This window comes from Hyalangium ruber (assembly GCF_034259325.1).
Classification (GTDB): domain Bacteria; phylum Myxococcota; class Myxococcia; order Myxococcales; family Myxococcaceae; genus Hyalangium_A; species Hyalangium_A rubrum.
In genome coordinates this window covers 776064-793371 of record NZ_JAXIVS010000001.1, presented here as the reverse complement: position 1 = coordinate 793371, position 17308 = coordinate 776064, and the positions used below count along the sequence as shown (strand labels likewise).

Sequence of the window (17308 nt, the reverse complement as noted above, 5' to 3'; positions counted from 1 at the left end):
TGTGGCTCTCCTTTGTTCAGAGGGGGGTGGTTTCCAGGGACAGCAGGACGCCGCGGCCCGGCCCGTTCACGCTCGAGCCGTGGGAGCGGTACGCGGTGTCCGTCACGTTCTCGAGCACGGCGGCGAGGATGAGGCGCGTGCCCAGCCGCCAGGAGGCGCGCACGTCCAGCACCGCGTAGCCCGGCGTGCCTCCCAGGGGGATGCGCGCATCGGAGCGGTCGGCCAGCGCGAGCCGGGTCTGCGGCAGGGCCCAGCGCACGCCGGTGCTCGCCGAGAAGCCCCAGGGGTGGCTCCACGAGAGCTCCGCGGTCCCGTTGAGGGGCGGCACGCGCGAGAGCGGCAGGCGGGGGGCGTAGGGTACCGCGGGGTTGCTGGGGGGCTCGGCGGGGTTGGGGCTCTCTCCCCACGCCCAGGCCACGCCTGTCTGGAGTGTGAGCGTCCAGGGGAGCCTCAGGCGGGCGCTGCCCTCCAGGCCGTAGAGCGAGCTGTCGGACGCCGCGTTGACGAGCTGGAAGCGCGACCACGAGGCGCCGCACTGGGGCGTGGAGGGCGGGCAGTCGGTGACGTTGCGCGGGCGGCGGATGATGGCGCCGTGGAGGCGGGTGGCGAAGCCCCAGCCCTCCAGCGAGAGGTGGCTGGTGCGCAGACGGGCGCCGAGCTCCAGGGTGGTGGCGCGCTCCGGGCCGAGCGCCGCGTTCTCGAACTGGAAGCCCGGGCCGGTCTGCTGGCGCGAGGTGAGATCATCCAGGTTGGGCGCGCGGAAGGAGTGGTCCACGTGCGCCAGCAGCGAGAGGGCCTCGGTGGTGCGCCACTCCAGGCCCGTGTGCCCCACCCACGGCACCCAGGCGCTCTCCACCCGCTGCGTGCCAGACTCGGGGTCCGCCGGGGCGTGCGCCAGCGCCAGGCCCAGTCGCGTGCCCGCGCGGAGGGTGAGGCGCGGTTGGAGTTGCCACGCGCCGTCCGCGAAGAGGCCTCCGGTGAAGTAGCGCGAGCCCTGGAGGTACTGGCCCCGGCTGCGCTGGAGCTCCACGTCCAGCGCGGTGAAGCGGGTGAGGGCCGAGGAGCGCAGGAAGTCCACCGCGCCGTCTCCGCCGAAGGTGAGGTGCAGGGCCCGGCCCGCCAGCGTGAGGGCCCGGGGCGAGAGGCGCACGGTGGTGCCGAGGGTGTCCACGTCGTCCGTGCCTCGGTCCACGACGAAGAAGGCGGGGCGGTTGAAGGTGCGCTGCTCGTGCTGGCGCTGCCAGGAGAGGGTGACGCGCGAGGACGGGCCCTCGGGCTGGGCGCGCTCCCAGGCCACGTAGGCCAGCGTGCGGAACTGCTCTTCGTACCGGAGGCACTCGTCGTAGCGAGAGAAGGGCGGGGCGCACTGGTCCGTGCGGGGGGCGTCGTACTGGCGATAGAGGTACGTGGCGGCGGTGAGGGTGTCCTCCGCCGTGGGGCGCCACACGAGGCGGGCATCGCCGGTGAGCTCGTCGAAGCCGGTTCCGAGCTGGGTGCGTTCGTCGGGCGCGAAGCGGGGGACCTCGGGCAGCTTGCCGTCGCTGGGGTTGAGGACGGTGCCGCCGCTCTCCAGCAGGCCCACGCGCCGGCCTCCGAAGCCCGCGAGGAAGCCGAGCGTCTCGGTAGCGCCCTGGAGCTGGAACCGGCCCCCGCGCTCCTGATCCGCGGTGGCGCCTCGCAGCCGCAGGGTGGGGCGCAGCGGCGTGGGCTTCGTGGGCGGCTCGAGGGGGTGGGCGAGCAGCACCCCGCCCAGTGCGTCCGAGCCGTACGGGGTGGAGGCTCCGCTGCGCAGCACCTCCACCGAGTCCAGGGTGGAGGAGTCGAGGGTGAAGAAGTACTGGTTGGGCCCCTGGCGCCAGGTGCTGGTGTTGAGGCGCACGCCGTCGAAGAGGGCCAGCGTCTGCTGCCCGGTGAGGCCTCGCACGTACGCTGAGCCCTGGGCGTGCGCCGTCTGCTGCACGAAGACGCCGGGCTCCCAGCGCAGCGCGTCCGGGGCGGAGCGCGGCAGGCGGCGCTCGAAGTCCGAGCGGTGGACGGTGCTCGTCGCGCGGCCCTCGGGCGCCTCGGCCGGCTGCGTGGTGTCGGTGACGAGCGTCTCTCGCGCGGGAGGCGGTGCCTCGGCCGCGGGCTCCTGGCCCCAGGCGGCGGTCGCGCCGAGCCACGCCCCGAGCCACACACGGATCAGTGCGAGCAGCGGCAGGCGCGTGATCGAGGGAGGGCTGCGGACCATGGTGAGCGCGGGTGCCGCTCACCTAGCCATGCGCCCGACACCCTGTCCAGAGAGCCACCCCGGCTTCACGGACGCGCGGCGCTTCTCTCGTGGGTTGGGAAGATGGGAATCCCGCGTGCGCGCTCAGGCCTCGGGGGGAGCCAGGGTCTTGTCCAGCGAGAGCATGCCCTCCTGCTGGAACCAGCGCAGGGCCTCGCGGGCGCCCAGGCGCACCGGACGCGGGCGATAGCCCAGCTCGAGCTCGGCCTTCCGCGAGGACACGTAGGCCGGAATCATCAGCGCCTGCAGGAAGGCCGTGTTGATGTACTTGAACAGGTCCGGCGAGAGCCGTCCCACTGTGTCTCCCACGCGCCCCAGAATCCGCACCGCCGTGTCCGGCAGGAAGATGCGCGGCGGAGCCACCCCCGCCTCCTCGGCGATGATCGTCAGCAGCTGGCGGAAGGTGAGGTTCTCTCCGCCCAGGAGGTAGCGCTCACCGGGGCGCCCCTGGCGCATGATGAGCTGGAGCCCTCGCGCCACATCCATCGCGTTCACCACGTTGCAGCCGCCCGTCGGGTACACCGGCGTCAGGCCTCGGGCCACCTGGAGCACGAGCTCGCTCGTGGAGGGCCGCACGTCGTACGGGCCGATGACGAAGCTGGGGTTGCCCGCCAGCACCTCCATCTGAGCATCCGAGTAGGCCAGCGCCAGCTTCTCGGCCTCCAGCTTGGACAGGTGGTAGGGGTTGTCTCCCTCGAAGTTGTAGAGGGAGTCCTCGGTGGCGGGCCTGTCCAGCGTGCCATGTCCCACCGAGGCCACGCTGGAGACCACCACCACGCGCTTCACCCCCGCGGTGCGCGCCGCCTCCATCACATCCCGCGTCCCTTGCGTGTTGGTGCGCGCCACGTCCTTGCGAGAGAACGGGTCGAACCGCACCGTGCCCGCCACGTGGTAGAGGTGGGTGATGCCCTTGAGCGCCGCCCGGAGCGCCGGCGCGTCGAAGAGGTCCCCCCGGGCCTCCTCGTAGACCAGCCCTCGGAGCCCCCGCCGGTCGCTGGCCTCCCGGACGAGCAGGCGTGGTTTCTCACCCTGTGAGCACAGCAGGTGGGCCAGGTTGGCGCCAAGCAAGCCCGTGGCTCCCGTCAACAATGTCTTCATGCGCTACTCCCCTGTAGGGAGGATGCGGTATAGGACGGCTGCCCCGACAGTCCCAATGTCGGGGCCCGAACGCGATGACGCGAGATTCGACCGAAATACCGCCCGCTGGCGAACCTGCACAGCCTGCGCCCGATGACGCGCGCGAGGCCGCCTCTTCCGAGGCACGCACGGCTTCCCAGACCGAGGCCGAGGAGCCCATGTCCGAAGTTGAGTTGGAAACCCAGGCAGAGCCGATGGGCCTGCCCCTCCCGACCGAGCCCGTCGAAGAGCCCCGGGCCGAGTCCGTGGAGAAGTCCCCCGAAGTGCTCGTCCCCGAGCCCGTTCCCCCCGAGGGCGAGCTCGTTGCCCCTACCACCACCCGCACCGGCGAGCCGGCGGAGATCGACCCTCGCGAGCTCGACCCGGACGCCATGAAGGTCGTCCTCCGGCTGCACCAGCATGGCCATCAGGCCTACCTGGTGGGCGGGTGTGTGCGCGACCTGCTGCTCAAGCGCAAGCCGAAGGACTTCGACATCGCCACCAGCGCCCACCCCGGCGAGGTGCGCGCCACGTTCCGCAACTGCCGCCTCATCGGGCGCAGGTTCCGGCTGGCGCACGTCTACTTCAAGGGCGGGAAGATCATCGAGGTCTCCACCTTCCGCGCCAACCCGCTGGAGATGGACGCCAGCCCCGAGGAGGCGCCCTCCGACGAGGGCGGCAATGGCAACGGCAACGGGGGAGATGACCTGCTCATCACCCACGACAACGTCTTCGGCACCGCCGAGCAGGACGCCCGCCGCCGCGACTTCACCATCAACGGCCTGTTCTATGACGTGCCCGAGGGCCGGGTGATTGACTACGTGCGCGGTCGCCGGGACCTGGACGAGCAGTACATCCGCACCATCGGCGACCCGGAGATCCGCATGCGCGAGGATCCGGTGCGCATCCTCCGGGCGGTGCGCTTCGCCAGCAAGCTGGGCTTCGACATCGAGTCGCGCACCTACGCGGCGATGGAGGGCGCGGTGGAGGATCTGCCGCGCTGCGCTCCGGCGCGCCTGCTGGAGGAGACGTTCCGGCTCATCCGCGGCGGCGTGGCGGCTCCCAGCCTCAAGCTGCTGGCGGCGCTGGATGCGCTGAAGATCCTCCTGCCGCCCGTGGACGCCTACTTCAAGCAGCACGGCCGCGAGGGTGAGCGCATCTTCTACGCCTTCGCCGAGGCGCTCGACCGGCGCGTGGCGAAGGGCGAGCCGCTGGATGACGCCATCCTGCTGGCCACGCTGCTGATGCCCATCAGCCGCGCGGCGCCACCCCCGGCGGAGTCCCAGGAGTCCGGGGCCCAGCCTTCGGTGGCGCAGGCCATCGAAGAGCTGCTCGCGGGTTTCGTGCAGAGCGCGCGGCTGCCCCGCCGCATCGCCGAGCGCTGCCGGTTGCTGCTGATGGCCCAGCGCACCCTCACCGGGGAGCGCCGCCGGCGCAGCGTGGCCTTCCGCCGCCACCCGCTCTTCAACGAGGCGATGGTGGTGTTCGAGCTCTCGGTGGAGGCCACCGGGGAGTTCCGCGACGCGCTGCAGGCGTGGAAGAGCGGCGACGTGCCGCCCCAGCGCCCCTCCGAGAGCTCGGCAGGGGAGGGGGAGGGCGTCCGCAAGCGCCGCCGCCGCCGGCGCCGCCGGGGCGGGCGTTCTGGAGGCGCCGAGTCCAATGGAGCGTCCGCCGAGAGCGCTTCGGGAGGCTCCTCGGAAGGTTCTTCCTCCGACTCCGACTCTGACTCCGACGACGCGGGGGACGAGCCCGAGTCCGCTGAGTCGAGCGACGCGTAGTCGCCGCTGTCCCGGGCCGTGGCGCATTGTTTCCTTGTCGGAACAATGCGCCTGCCTTCGGGCGGGTGAGTGCTTCATCCCTCGCGGAACGCCTTGCGGAAGCGCTCGGTCATGAAGTCGATGAACACGCGCGCCTTCCGGGGCAGGTGCTTGCGCTGCAGGTAGACCAGGGAGATGGCGAGTGTGCCTGGCGAGTACGCGTCGAGCACGGTGCGCAGTCGGCCCTCTTTCAGGTCGCCATGCACCAGGGAGCGCGGCAGCCGGGCCAGCCCCACGCCCTCGAGCGTCGCCTCTCGGAGCACGGAGATGTTGTCCACGCTGAGCGTGCCGGAGACGGGAACGACGATGGAGTCCTCGTCTGCCCGGAACACCCACTCGCTGCCCGTCATGCGCAGGCAGTTGTGGCGCAGCAGCTCGTGCGGCTCCTGGAGGGGCGCGTGCCGGGCGAGGTAGCGGGGCGCGCCGCAGATGACGATCCGCTCGGTTCCCAGCCTGCGCACGATGAAGGAGCGGTCCTGGGGATGCTCCCGGATGCGGATCGCCACGTCGAAGCCCTCCGCGAGCAGGTCCGTCTGCCGGTCGGACACGGACAGCTCCACCTGCACACGGGGGTAGCGCTCCGCGAACTCCGCGAGCAGTGCGGCGAGCGGGTGCAGGGCGATTCCCACCGGTGCGGCGACCCGTAGGGTGCCCTCGGGGAGGGGGCTCACGTCCCCGAGGAGATCCGAGGCCTCGTCCGCCAGCGAGAGCAGGTGCGCGCAACGCTCGTAGAGCTGAGCGCCCTCGGCGGTGATGGACAGGCGGCGCGTCGTCCGCTGGATGAGCCGGACACCGAGCCGGCGCTCGAGCGCAGCGACCCGGGTGCTCACCACCGACTTGGAGACGCCGAGTCGGGTCGCTGCTCCCGAGAACGAGTGGGACTCCACCACGCGGGCGAAGACGGTCATCGCGACGAGATCGTCCAGGGAAGCGCTCATGATTGTTCTCCTGGCAGAACAGTGTTTTCGCCCGGCGGCCCTTGGTCAACCCGGAGTTCAACCGTTAGAGAGGTATGATGGTCTCTGCCTCCACTCCTTCCCGGCACTCCGTGCTGATCCTCGCGCTGGGCTCGCTGTGCGCGTTCGCCCCGCTGTCGATCGACATGTACCTGCCGAGCCTCCCCACCATCCAGGGGGCACTGGGGACGAGCGCCTCCGCCGTCCAGCTCACCCTGGCGGCTTTCATCGCCGGGCTGGGCGTGGGCCAGCTCGCCTATGGCCCCCTGTCGGACCGGTTCGGCCGCCGCAAGCCGCTCTTCTTCGGCATCGCGCTCTACATCCTCGCCTCTGTCGCCTGCGCGTTCGCGCCGAGCATCCAATGGCTCATCGCGCTGCGCTTCCTCCAGGCGGTGGGTGGGGCCTCCGGCCCCGTGATTGCCCGGGCCGTGGTGCGTGACCGCTACAGCGGCCGGGACGTCGCGCGCGTGCTCTCCCTGCTCATGCTGGTCATGGGCGTGGCGCCCATCCTCGCGCCCATTCTCGGGGGATGGGTCCTCGAGTTCTCCGGGTGGCGGACCATCTTCGCGGTGCTCTCCCTGCTCGGCGTCGCCACGCTGGTGTTCTCGGTCATCGCCATTCCGCGGGCCGAGACCGCGGCGGGGGCTGCCGCGAACCGTGTGTCCCTGGGGACGAACCTTCGTGCCCTCTTCCAGGACAAGCGGTTCATCGCCGCCACGCTCGCGGGCGGGTTCGCCCAGGCGAGCATGTTTGCCTATATCTCCGGCTCGCCCTTCGTGTTCATGGAGTTCCTCCACGTCTCTCCGAAACACTTCGCGTGGCTCTTCGGGCTCAACGCCATCGGGCTCATTGGGGCGTCGCAGATCAACCGGCGGTTGCTGGCGGTGCGCTCACCCGCGCGCATCACCGTCACGGTGGCGCTCTTCCCGGTCCTGGCGGGCGCCGTCCTCGTGGGGCTCGCGGTCACGGGGACTGGCAGCGTTCCCACCATCGCTCCGGCCCTGTTCGTCTTCCTGTTGAGCCTCGGCTTCGTGTTGCCGAACTCCACCGCGATGGCCCTGGAGGCCCACGGGTCGCGCGCTGGCGTGGCCTCGTCCGTCCTGGGCTCCACGCAGTACGCCATCTCGGCTACGGCCTCGTCTCTCGTGGGGCTGCTCAATGACGGCACCTTGTGGCCCATGGCGGCCGTGATGGGTACGTGCGCCGTGGCGACGTGGGTGACGGCCCTGCTGACGCTCGGCCGCGAGAAGGGCGGGACGCCTGTGCATCAGGATTTGCGGCGGGCCGCCTGAGGTTCACTGGGAGTGTGGCATTAACGCAAGGCACACAGCGTAACAGGCTGAAATTCCTAGAGGCGGATGAGCGCTCACTCCTGGATATCCAGGAGTGAAGTGTGCCTCTGGTCCCAGATATCTGGGAGTGAGCGGCTGGTCCCAGATATCTGGGAGTGAGCGGCTGGTCCCAGATATCTGGGAGTGAGCCCCTTGCTCAGTGCCGGCCCCAGCGGTCGTCATCGTCCGTGGAGTCACCACTCTCCGCGATGTCCGCGGTGGTGATGGCCTTGGAGCCGAAACGCTCGGCGATGCGGTCGAGCGTCGCGTTGAGCTTCGCGCTGCGCGGAGGCGGCGCGTTGGGCGTGGTGAAGAGGCCCAATTGCTGGGGCTCTTGCGCGTCGAACGACTGCACCGACACGCCCGTGAGCCGGATGGGTTTGTTCTCGTGCGAGCGCTCGAGCAGCTCCAGCGCCGCGCGGTAGATCCCCTGCCCGTCATCCGTGGGGGAGGAGAGGGTGGTGCGCCGGGTGATGACGTTGAAGTCCGAGAACTTCACCTTGAGCTGCACCACGCGGCCCTTCACGCCCGCCTTCCGCAACCGCCGGCCCACGCGCAGCGCCTGGGCATGCACGTGCGGTCGCAGGAGGTCCACGCCCGTCAGGTCCTCCTCGAACGTGTCCTCCGCGCCCACGCTCTTGGCGGCCCGGTCTGGCACCACCTCGCGATCATCCAGCCCCTGGGACAGCTCCCAGAGCTGACGCCCGCTCGAGCCCAGGCGTTGCTCCAGCCACGCCACGTCCCGCGCCGCCACGTCGCCGATCGTCTTCAGCCCGGCGCGCTTCAGCTCCTCCTCGGTTTTCGGTCCCACGCCCCACAGGCGCGACACCGGCAGCCCCGCCAGGAACGCCACCGTCTCCTGGGGAGGCACCTCGCGCTGCCCGTTGGGCTTGGCCAGGTCCGAGGCGATCTTCGCCACGAACTTCACCGAGGCAATGCCCGCCGAGGCCGGCAGCTTCAGCTCGTCAGCGATCTCCCGGCGGATGCGCCGAGCGATGTCCGTCGGTGCTCCGAACAATCCCACCGAGGCCGTGACGTCCAGGAAGGCCTCGTCCAGTGAGAGCGGCTCAATGAGCGGCGTGTAGCGCTCGAAGATGGCGAACACCTGCTCGCTCGCCTCCGCGTACGCCGCGAACCGGGGCTTCACCACGATGGCATGTGGCGCTTGCTTCATCGCTCGCGCCATGGGCATCGCGCTGCGCACGCCGAAGGGCCGCACCTCGTAGGAGGCCGCCACCACCACTCCGCGCTGCGCATGCCCACCGACGATGACCGGCTTGCCCTTCAGCGACGGATTGTCCCGCTGCTCCACGGACGCGTAGAAGGCGTCCATGTCGACGTGGATGATGGCGCGCATGGCGGTCATCACTGTAGCGAACCTTCCCGACGGGGCATCGAAATGAAGACCCTCACCGAGTACCTCTGGTTCGAGACGAAGTCGCGGCGCGAGCTCGTCCGCCTCACGGACACCGTGGCGGGGTTGGTGCGCAAGAGTGGCATCCAGGAGGGCATGGTGCTCGTCTCCGCCATGCACATCACCGCCGGGGTCTTCGTCAATGACGACGAGTCCGGGCTTCACGAGGATATCTGGGAGTGGCTCCAGGAGCTCGCGCCCCACGGGCCCGACTACCGCCACCACCGCACCGGAGAGGACAATGGGGACGCGCACCTCAAGTCCCTGCTCGTCCACCATCAGGTGATCATCCCCGTCACCGCGGGGAAGATGGACCTCGGGCCCTGGCAGCAGGTGTTCTACGCCGAGTTCGATGGGCAGCGCCGCAAGCGCGTCATCATCAAGGTGATGGGCGAGTGAGCCCGTGCTGCTGGAGCACCGCGGTAAGGTCCGCAGGCAGAGGGCTCTCCACCTTCACCTGCTTGCCCGTCACCGGGTGCGTGAAGCCCAGCACCTGGGCGTGCAGGAAGAACCGCGTGAGCCCCGGCTCCTCGCGTCCGCCGTAGAGCGTGTCGCCCACCAGCGGCGCTCCCACGCCCGCCATGTGCGCGCGCACCTGGTGCAGCACGCCCGTGAGAATTTGCACCTCCACCAGGCTGTACTCCCCCGCGCGCGCCAGCACCTTGAAGAGCGAGTGGGCCGGGCGCGCTCCCTCCGCGTCCGGCGTGGTGGGCTCCACCCGATCCGGATGCCGGGGGTGGTGGCGCAGGGGCATTTCAATCTCGCCCTCGTCCGCCAGAGGCCCCGTCACCAGCGCCAGGTAGCGCTTGTCCACCTCGCGCCCACCGAACGCCGTGCGCATCGCCTGCCACGCCTCGCGCGTGCGCGCCGCCAGCAGCACGCCCGAGGTTTCAATATCCAGCCGGTGACACAGCCCACCCTCGCGCGAGTCCTCCGAGGCCTGCGCGCACTCGGGAAAGCGCGCCACCAGGGCGTTGGCCACCGTGCCCGTCTCTCCGGGTCGCAGCGGGTGCGAGGGCCGGCCCGCGGGCTTGTCCACCGCCACCAGCGCCGCGTCCTCGTGCAGCACCACCAGCGGGAAGTCCGCGTCCGGCACCGCCTCGCGCGTCTCCTCCTCCCACGCCACGCTGATGCGCTGGCCCACCGTCACCAGCAGGCCCTTCTTCGCGGGGCGCCCGTCCACCCGGACCGCGCCCTCCTCGAAGAGCCGCTTGAGCTTTGCTCGCGACAGGCCCAGCGCCTCGCCCACGAACAGGTCCACCCGCTGGCCCGCCTTCGCGGCCTCCACGTTGAGCGTATGCACCTTCTGTGTACTCACTCGGCCAGTGCCTCGTAGACCTCCTCGGCTGTCTGGAACCGATCATCCGGCTCCTTGCGCAACAGGCGGTGTGCCACCCGCGCCAGCTGAGGGTCGCCCTTCAAATTGATCGCCAGGATTGGCGCCGGCTCCACCTCTAGCACCTGCTGCCACAGCGCGCTCGGAGTCTTCGCGTCGAACGGCGGCCGCCCGCTCAAGAGCTCGTAGAGGATGACGCCCAGGCTGTAGAGGTCCGCGCGCGCATCCAGCGGCTCGCCGAGAATCTGCTCCGGAGACATGTACCGGAACGTGCCCACCATGCGCCCATCCCCGGTGAGGCCTCCGTCATCCGCCAGGAACTTCGCCAACCCGAAGTCCATCAGTCGGACCTGCCGGTCCTCGTCCACCATGATGTTCGAGGGCTTCAGGTCCCGGTGTACCAACCCGTGCCCGTGGATGTACGCCAGCGCCTCGCATACCTGCAGCATCGCATCCTTGAGCCGCCCCAGCCGCTCGGGCCGGTTGAGCTCATCCGTGCGCGCCTCCTGGATGCGCCGCTCCACCAGCTGCACCTTCGGATCCGGCAGGTTGACGGGCACGTCGATGTCCATCGAGCCGCCCGTGTCCGGCTCGTCCACCGCGTCCGCCAGCGCGCGCAGCGACGCCGCGCCCGCGTGTACGCCCACGTCCTCGCTGGGCCCCTCCTCGGCGAAGGCGGACAAGTCGAATGGCGAGGGGCCCGCGTCCTCGTTGGAGTCCTCCGCGTCGTCCTCCGCGGCCGAGTCCCCACCTCCCCATGAGTCGGAGTCGTCCTCCGGCAGGGCGCGCGAGCGCGGCGAGGAGAACGAGCCCGAGGGCGAGCCCATGTCCGTGCCCGCCAGGTCCAGGTAGTTGCGCAGGGTGAGCCCTTCGATGAGCTCCATGACGAGGTAGGGGTAGCCCTGGAAGACGCCCACGTCGAACACCCGCACCACGTTGGGGTGGGCCAGGTCCGCCAGCGTCTCGTACTCGCGCGCGAGCCGGCGCGCCGCGCGCGTGTCCAGCGCGGGCGCCGCCGACAGCAGCTTGACGGCCACGGGATCGTTGGTGCGGCGGTCCAGGGCCCGGTACACGGTCCCGACACCTCCGCTGCCAAGCGTCTCCATGACGCGGTAGGGACCAATCAACTTGGGGGGCATGTGCGGAGACGATCCTACGGAGCAGGTCGCTCCAGGGTCAAACAGCCTCCGGGGCCAGGCGTTGTTCGCCAAAACACCTGTCCTCATGGGTAGCTCCGAGCATGTGCGCCGCTCACCTCCACCCAGCGACCAACCAGGGGCCCGAGGCGACCGTTGGCGCACACTCCCGTGGACGGGGCCCGCCCGTGCCTCTAAGGTGCCACGCTTCATGGAACGCCCCGCTGCCATCAGCGCGCTCGAACAACAGGTCAAGCTCCGTGCGCTGCCCCGCCACGTGGGCATCATCATGGACGGCAATGGGCGGTGGGCGGAGATGCGCGGCCTGCCGCGCCTGGAGGGCCACCGCGAGGGGTCCGCCAGTGTGCGAGAGGTGACGCGCGTCGCACGACGGGTAGGCCTGTCGGCGCTCACCCTGTACGCGTTCTCCTCGCAGAACTGGGCCCGCCCCGCCGAGGAAGTGGCGGGGTTGATGGATCTGCTGCGCGAGTTCCTCGTCAGCGAGTACTCGGAGATCCTCGACAACGGCATCCGCCTCAACGCCATTGGCGAGGTGGACAAGCTGCCGCGCTTCGTGCGCGACCCGCTGGAGCGGCTGCGGGTGGACTCGGCCCACAACCAGGGCATGGTGCTCACACTGGCGCTGTCCTACGGCGGGCGCGAGGAGCTGGTGCATGCCGCGCGGCAGCTCGCCCACGCCGTGGCGCGCGGGGAGGTGGCTCCCGAGCGCATCGCCGAGCAGGACTTCGAGGCTCAGTTGTGGACTCGTGGACTGCCGCCGTTGGATCTCGTGGTGCGCACCAGCGGTGAGTTTCGCATATCGAACTTCCTGCTCTGGCAGATGGCGTATGCCGAGCTCATCTTCGCGGACGTGGCGTGGCCTGACTTCCGCTCGGAGGCGTTCTTGCGTTGCCTGCAGCAGTACCAGCAGCGCGAGCGGCGCTTCGGGCTGACGTCGGCGCAGATCCAGGTCGAGGAAACCCAACGGGCCAAGGCGTGAACGAGAAGAACAAGAACCTCGTCGTCCGAATCGTCTCGGCGGTGGTGCTGCTGCCCGTCGTGCTCTTCCTGTTGTGGAAGGGCGGCGCCTACAGCGCGGGGCTGCTGGGCGTGGCGGCTGCCGCGTGCGCCAGCGAGTACTACACCATCACGATGAAGAAGCTCACCCCGGCCGCATGGGTGGGGCTGGTGCTGGCGGGCCTGGTGCCCCTGGTGCCCCTGCGCAACCCCGAGCACGTGGGGGAGGTGGCCTTCTGGCTCACCGCGGGCGTCTTCTTTTTCGCGTGGACCTACCACCTCATCCGCGGGCCGCTGCCCGAGGCGCCCGTGCGCGCCGCCCACCTCATTACGGGCTTTCTCTACGGCGCGGTGGGGCTCACGGCCCTGTCGGCGGTGCGCCTGCTCGAGAACGGCTTGTCCTGGGTCATCTGCGCGCTGGTGATTACCTGGGCCAATGACACCGCCGCCTACTTCGCGGGCCGCTTCCTGGGCCGCCACAAGCTGTATGTGGAGGTGAGCCCGAACAAGACGTGGGAGGGCTTCTTCGGGGGCATGGTGGGCTCGGTGGGCGGCATGTTCATCGCCCGGGCAGGCTTCTTCCCCCACTTCACCGTGGTCGACTGTGTGGTGATGGGGGTGGTGGGCGGCATCTTCGGCCCCATCGGGGACTTATGCGAGTCGATGCTCAAGCGCGCCTACGGGGTGAAGGACTCGGGCAAGCTCATCCCCGGGCACGGCGGAATCCTGGACCGCATCGACGCGCTGATCTTCAACGCGCCCCTGGTCTTCCTCTACGTGCAGTTCGTCCGGGGCCTGCTGTCGTAGCGGCTGTGTGCTCGGCTGGGCAGTGTGGACGGATGTGCGTTGTCCATCCGGGTCGGCGCGATTAGTGTTGCGCCCATGTTCCAGAGTCTCGGGTTCTTCGCGCTCCTGCTCGGTGTCCTGGTTACGGTCCATGAGCTGGGGCACTTCCTCGTGGCGAAGGCCTGCGGGGTGAAGGTGCTCAAGTTCTCCCTGGGGTTTGGCCCGAAGCTGTTGAGCTTCACCAAAGGGGAGACGGAGTACCAGTTGGCGCTGCTGCCCCTGGGCGGCTACGTGAAGATGGCAGGGGACATTCCTGGCGAGGAGCTGGCTCCGGAAGAGGCCTCGCGGGGCTTCCTGGCCCAGCCGCCCTGGAAGCGCATGGCCATCGTCATCGCCGGCCCGGCCTTCAACCTCATCTTCCCCGTCATCATCTACTTCTTCGTCTTCCTGGGAGACCACCAGGCCGTCTCCACGCGGCTGGGCTACGTCATGCCGGACTCGCCTGCGGCCAAGGCCGGGCTGCACCCGGGAGATGTCGTCGTGGCGGTGGATGGCGAGCGGGTGCGCACCTACGAGGAGATGCGCGACGCGTTCGTGGACCGCTTCGAGCGGCCGATCCCCATCACCGTCGAGCGGGACAAGAACCAGTCCATCATCATGGTGACGCCGATGAAGCGGGTGGAGTCCAGCCCCATCGAGACCATCGAGCGCGGGGTGATGGGGGTGGAGGTCAGCTCCCCCTCGCCCGTGGTGGGCGTGCCTCCCGGCTCGGCGGCGGAGCAGGCGGGGCTGAAGACGTTCGACCGAATTCTCGCCATCAACGGGACGCTCGTTCCGGACGAGGCCACCTTCTACCAGGTGCTGGACAAGCACCAGGGCGCGCTGGAGCTGACGGTGCAGCGCTCCAAGCCAGTGGAGGCGGGCGCGGTGACGGGCCATGTGCCCGAGGTGGTGAAGCTCCGGGTGGAGAAGCAGGCCGACAAGCAGGGGTACGCGGCGCTCGGGGTGGAGACGGCGGAGCTGTACCTGGCGGCGGTGACGCCGGGCAGTCCGGCGGAGAAGGCCGGGTTGCGCTCGGGCGATCGGCTCGTGGCGTTCAATGGCAAGCCGCTGGGCTCCTTCTCGCTGTTCGCCGTGGAGCTCACGGGGCTGGCCGAGAAGCCCTTCGAGCTGACGTGGCGGGGCAAGGAGGGTGAGCGCAAGGAGCAGCTCGCCATGGCGCAGCTCAAGGTGCTGGGCGAGGCGGGGGAGACGCAGCAGCTGGGCCTGGGCGTGCAGGGGTGGATCGCCGAGCGCGCTCCCGCCGAGAAGGTGACGGTGAACATGGGCTGGGGCGAGGCGCTGCAGCAGTCGGCGAAGATCGTCCCCACCATCACCAAGCAGACGGTGAAGGCCATCGCCGGGCTCGTCACCCGAGACGTGCCGCTGAGCTCCGTGGGCGGGCCCATCATGATGTACCAGATGGCCTCTCGGAGCAGCGAGCTGGGCTGGGACTACTTCCTCAACCTGATGGCCATCATCTCCATCAACCTGGGCGTCATGAACCTGCTGCCCATCCCCATCCTGGACGGGTTCCACCTGGTGGCCGCCGGGTGGGAGGCCATCCGCCGCCGCCCCATCCCCGTGCGCGTGCGCGAGGTGGCCAACGTCATCGGACTGGCGATGCTGGTGGCGCTGATGCTGGTGGCGATGTTCAACGACATCACCCGGTGAGCCCAAGCGTGCGGCGGCTCTGGGTGGTGGTGGGGCTTGGAGTGCTGGCGGGCTGCAGCTCGCGCGCCTCCCGGCCCCTGCCTCGGGAGCGTCCCGGGGCCTCCAATCCGAGCACGGGCAAGCCCGAGCCGGAGCCGGATTCGAAGACGTACCTGGGCGAGGGGCTCGCCTCGTACTACGGCCCGGGCCTGCACGGCCGGCCGACGGCGAGCGGCGAGAAGTTCGACCAGGAGGCCATGACGGCGGCCCACCGCAAGCTGCGCTTCGGCACTTGCGTGCGGGTGGTGAACATGGAGAACGGGCGCTCGGTGCAGGTGCGCGTCAACGACCGAGGCCCCTTCAAGGACGAGCGCATCATCGACGTGTCCCTGGGGGCGGCGCGCAAGCTGGACATGGTGAAGAAGGGGCTGGCGCGGGTGCGCCTGTACCGCTGCGAGGAGCCGTCCTCCGCCTTTTCTCCCCCGCGCCAGGCGCTGCCGGGGTAGAGGAGGGGCCGTGCTGCTCGCGCTGGATACCTCGACGCTGTCGCTGTCGCTCGCCCTGGTGGAGCGGGTGGGCGAGGACGTGCGCGCCCTGGAGCACGTGGTGCTCGGGCCGCCGCACAAGCAGAGCGAGGTGCTGCCTGGCGTGGTGGGCGAGCTGCTCGCCCGGCACGGGGTGAAGCTCTCTCAGTTGGAGGGGCTGGCCGTGGGGCTGGGGCCGGGCTCCTTCACGGGGCTGCGCATCGGCCTGGCCACGGTGAAGGCGCTGGCGTACGCGGCGGGGTTGAAGGTGGCCGGAGCCTCCTCCCTGGCGGCGGTGGCGCTGGAGGGGCCCGAGGGCCCGCCGCTCTTCTGCCTCGCGGTGGCGCGCAAGGACGACTTGTACCTGGGGGCCTACCGGCGCAGCGGCAAGAGCGTGGTGGCCTTGGCGCCGGAGACGGCCATGTCCCCCGAGGAGGTGGCCGCGAGGATGGCCGCCGAGCCCGAGGCGCTCGCGCTGGGCCCCGCGCTGGGGGACTACCGCGCCGCCCTGGTGAAGGCGGGTGTCGCGCCCGCTCGGCTGCTGGAGGGGCCCACCTTCCCCTCGGCGGTGGAGGTGGCGCGGCTGGCGCGGCTGCCGGAGTCTCAGCCCCTGGAGGCGCTCTTCGCGCTGGAGCCGCACTACGTGCGCGCCTCCGAGCCGGAGCGCAACCCGAAGTTCCCTCCGCTGCCGGGCCCGGCGCCCACTGCCCGACTCAAGGAAGACTGAGTCCTCCCGCGAGGCTCGCGCGCGGGGCCGGGCTGGCATAAAGGGACGCGCCATGAACGAGAACGCGAGAATCGCCGTGGTGGGGGCCACGGGGCTGGTGGGGCGCGAGGTGCTCTCCGCGCTGTTCGACCAGGGCATTGCCTCCGAGCGCGTGAGCGCGCTGGCCTCGGAGCGCTCCGAGGCGCTGGAGCTGGAGTACGGCGAGGACACGCTGGAGGTGGAGAAGACGACGCCCGAGGCCTTCCGGGGCGTCGGCGTGGCGCTGCTGGCCACCCCCGCGAGCGCCTCCCGCTCCCTGGCGCAGGTGGCGCAGGCGGCGGGGGCGTGGGTGGTGGACGTGAGCCCCGCCTTCCGCGCGGACGGCAACGTGCCGCTGGTGCTGCCCTCCTTCAACCCCGAGGTGCTGGGCGCCGCCTTCAAGGGCCGCATCATCAGCCTGCCCTCGGCGGTGAGCACCGCGCTCGTCTCGGTGCTGGCGCCGCTGCACAAGTCCTTCGGCGTCGTCCGCGCCCAGGTGACGGCGATGATGGGGGTGTCCTCGGCGGGGGTGGGCGGGGTGAGCGAGCTGGAGAAGCAGACGGCTGGGCTGCTGTCGGGGCGCGAGCCGGAGCCGCAGACCTTCCCGCACCGGGTGGGCTTCAACCTGGTGCCACAGGTGGGGGCCTTCCTGGCCAACTCCCCGTGGACGGAGGAGGAGGCCGGCTGGACGCTCGAGGCGGCCCGGCTGTTTGGCGCCCGGGGAGACACGCCCGTCATCGCCGGCACGGCGGTGCAGGTGCCCACCTTCCACGGCCACGGGCTGAGCCTGCACGTGCAGCTCAAGGCGGCGGTGCCGGTGGAGCAGGCCCGCGCCGCGCTCAAGGCTTCCTCGGCCCTCAAAGTGTTGGATGCACCGGCCGAGAAGGTCTACCCCATGCCCATGCTCGTCACCGCGGACCCGACGGTTCACGTCGGGCGCCTGCGCACCTTTCCGCAGGCACCCGAGTGGCTCACCCTCTTCGCGGCGGTGGACAACGCGGGCCGGGGGGCGGCGCTCAACCTGGTAGAGGCCGGCCTCAAGCTGCTCCAGCGCCCCGCCTGACAATTTGGCACAGCCCCCGGGTCCGCCTTGCCCATTTGGCGCGCTCGGGGGGGCTTTCCCGAGGGGAATGCAGGGGGCTGCCCCCCGTTTTCACTGGCCTCCCACT

General features: G+C 70.4%; 15 protein-coding genes. 9 read left to right on the top strand and 6 right to left on the bottom strand.

The window, feature by feature from the left end:
* Nucleotides 1-16: 16 nt before the first annotated feature.
* Both SYV04_RS03225 and SYV04_RS03220 read right to left on the bottom strand, forming a co-directional pair.
* Nucleotides 17-2230, bottom strand: coding sequence for a TonB-dependent receptor plug domain-containing protein (locus SYV04_RS03225; protein ID WP_321544082.1), 2214 nt, complete (start codon nucleotides 2228-2230; stop codon nucleotides 17-19).
* Between the two features lie 123 nt (nucleotides 2231-2353).
* Nucleotides 2354-3367 (bottom strand): NAD-dependent epimerase/dehydratase family protein, encoded by a 1014-nt coding sequence (locus SYV04_RS03220; protein ID WP_321544081.1) that lies wholly within the window; start codon nucleotides 3365-3367, stop codon nucleotides 2354-2356.
* A 74-nt stretch (nucleotides 3368-3441) separates the two neighbouring features.
* On the opposite strand from SYV04_RS03220, the gene pcnB reads away from it, so the two are divergent.
* The gene (pcnB, locus tag SYV04_RS03215; protein WP_321544080.1) at nucleotides 3442-5163 is read left to right on the top strand and encodes a polynucleotide adenylyltransferase PcnB; all 1722 of its coding nucleotides are present in this window, start codon (nucleotides 3442-3444) and stop codon (nucleotides 5161-5163) included.
* A 74-nt stretch (nucleotides 5164-5237) separates the two neighbouring features.
* Here pcnB and SYV04_RS03210 read toward each other — a convergent pair whose 3' ends face one another.
* Nucleotides 5238-6140, bottom strand: coding sequence for a LysR family transcriptional regulator (locus SYV04_RS03210; protein WP_321544079.1), 903 nt, complete (start codon nucleotides 6138-6140; stop codon nucleotides 5238-5240).
* A 74-nt stretch (nucleotides 6141-6214) separates the two neighbouring features.
* On the opposite strand from SYV04_RS03210, the gene SYV04_RS03205 reads away from it, so the two are divergent.
* Nucleotides 6215-7450, top strand: coding sequence for a multidrug effflux MFS transporter (locus SYV04_RS03205; RefSeq protein ID WP_321544078.1), 1236 nt, complete (start codon nucleotides 6215-6217; stop codon nucleotides 7448-7450).
* 196 nt (nucleotides 7451-7646) lie between these two features.
* Here SYV04_RS03205 and SYV04_RS03200 read toward each other — a convergent pair whose 3' ends face one another.
* Entirely contained in the window at nucleotides 7647-8846 is a 1200-nt protein-coding gene (locus tag SYV04_RS03200) for a DNA polymerase IV (protein WP_321544473.1), read from the bottom strand.
* A 42-nt stretch (nucleotides 8847-8888) separates the two neighbouring features.
* Between SYV04_RS03200 and SYV04_RS03195 the strand changes: the two genes are divergently transcribed.
* A complete protein-coding gene (locus SYV04_RS03195) occupies nucleotides 8889-9302 on the top strand; it encodes a secondary thiamine-phosphate synthase enzyme YjbQ (protein ID WP_321544077.1) in 414 nt (137 codons plus the stop codon).
* Here SYV04_RS03195 and SYV04_RS03190 read toward each other — a convergent pair.
* Both SYV04_RS03190 and SYV04_RS03185 read right to left on the bottom strand, forming a co-directional pair.
* Nucleotides 9283-10221 (bottom strand): RluA family pseudouridine synthase, encoded by a 939-nt coding sequence (locus tag SYV04_RS03190; protein ID WP_321544076.1) that lies wholly within the window; start codon nucleotides 10219-10221, stop codon nucleotides 9283-9285. The two genes, SYV04_RS03195 and SYV04_RS03190, sit on opposite strands and share 20 nt — an antisense overlap.
* Nucleotides 10218-11378: a serine/threonine-protein kinase gene (locus tag SYV04_RS03185; RefSeq protein ID WP_321544075.1), complete on the bottom strand. Its 1161-nt coding sequence runs from the start codon at nucleotides 11376-11378 to the stop codon at nucleotides 10218-10220. Before SYV04_RS03185 ends, SYV04_RS03190 begins: the two co-directional genes overlap by 4 nt.
* 208 nt (nucleotides 11379-11586) lie before the next feature.
* Between SYV04_RS03185 and uppS the strand changes: the two genes are divergently transcribed.
* The 6 genes from uppS (at nucleotide 11587) to SYV04_RS03155 (ending at nucleotide 17202) form a co-directional block, all read left to right on the top strand.
* The gene (uppS, locus tag SYV04_RS03180; RefSeq protein WP_321544074.1) at nucleotides 11587-12375 is read left to right on the top strand and encodes a polyprenyl diphosphate synthase; all 789 of its coding nucleotides are present in this window, start codon (nucleotides 11587-11589) and stop codon (nucleotides 12373-12375) included.
* Nucleotides 12372-13199, top strand: coding sequence for a phosphatidate cytidylyltransferase (locus SYV04_RS03175; protein ID WP_321544073.1), 828 nt, complete (start codon nucleotides 12372-12374; stop codon nucleotides 13197-13199). The genes uppS and SYV04_RS03175 overlap by 4 nt, the downstream gene beginning before the upstream one ends.
* Before the next feature lie 75 nt (nucleotides 13200-13274).
* Nucleotides 13275-14891 (top strand): RIP metalloprotease RseP, encoded by a 1617-nt coding sequence (gene rseP, locus SYV04_RS03170; RefSeq protein ID WP_321544072.1) that lies wholly within the window; start codon nucleotides 13275-13277, stop codon nucleotides 14889-14891.
* Between the two features lie 8 nt (nucleotides 14892-14899).
* Nucleotides 14900-15376, top strand: coding sequence for a septal ring lytic transglycosylase RlpA family protein (locus SYV04_RS03165; RefSeq protein WP_321544071.1), 477 nt, complete (start codon nucleotides 14900-14902; stop codon nucleotides 15374-15376).
* A gap of 10 nt (nucleotides 15377-15386) precedes the next feature.
* Nucleotides 15387-16121: a tRNA (adenosine(37)-N6)-threonylcarbamoyltransferase complex dimerization subunit type 1 TsaB gene (gene tsaB, locus SYV04_RS03160; protein WP_321544070.1), complete on the top strand. Its 735-nt coding sequence runs from the start codon at nucleotides 15387-15389 to the stop codon at nucleotides 16119-16121.
* 52 nt (nucleotides 16122-16173) lie between these two features.
* Nucleotides 16174-17202, top strand: coding sequence for an aspartate-semialdehyde dehydrogenase (locus tag SYV04_RS03155; RefSeq protein WP_321544069.1), 1029 nt, complete (start codon nucleotides 16174-16176; stop codon nucleotides 17200-17202).
* Nucleotides 17203-17308: the final 106 nt, after the last annotated feature.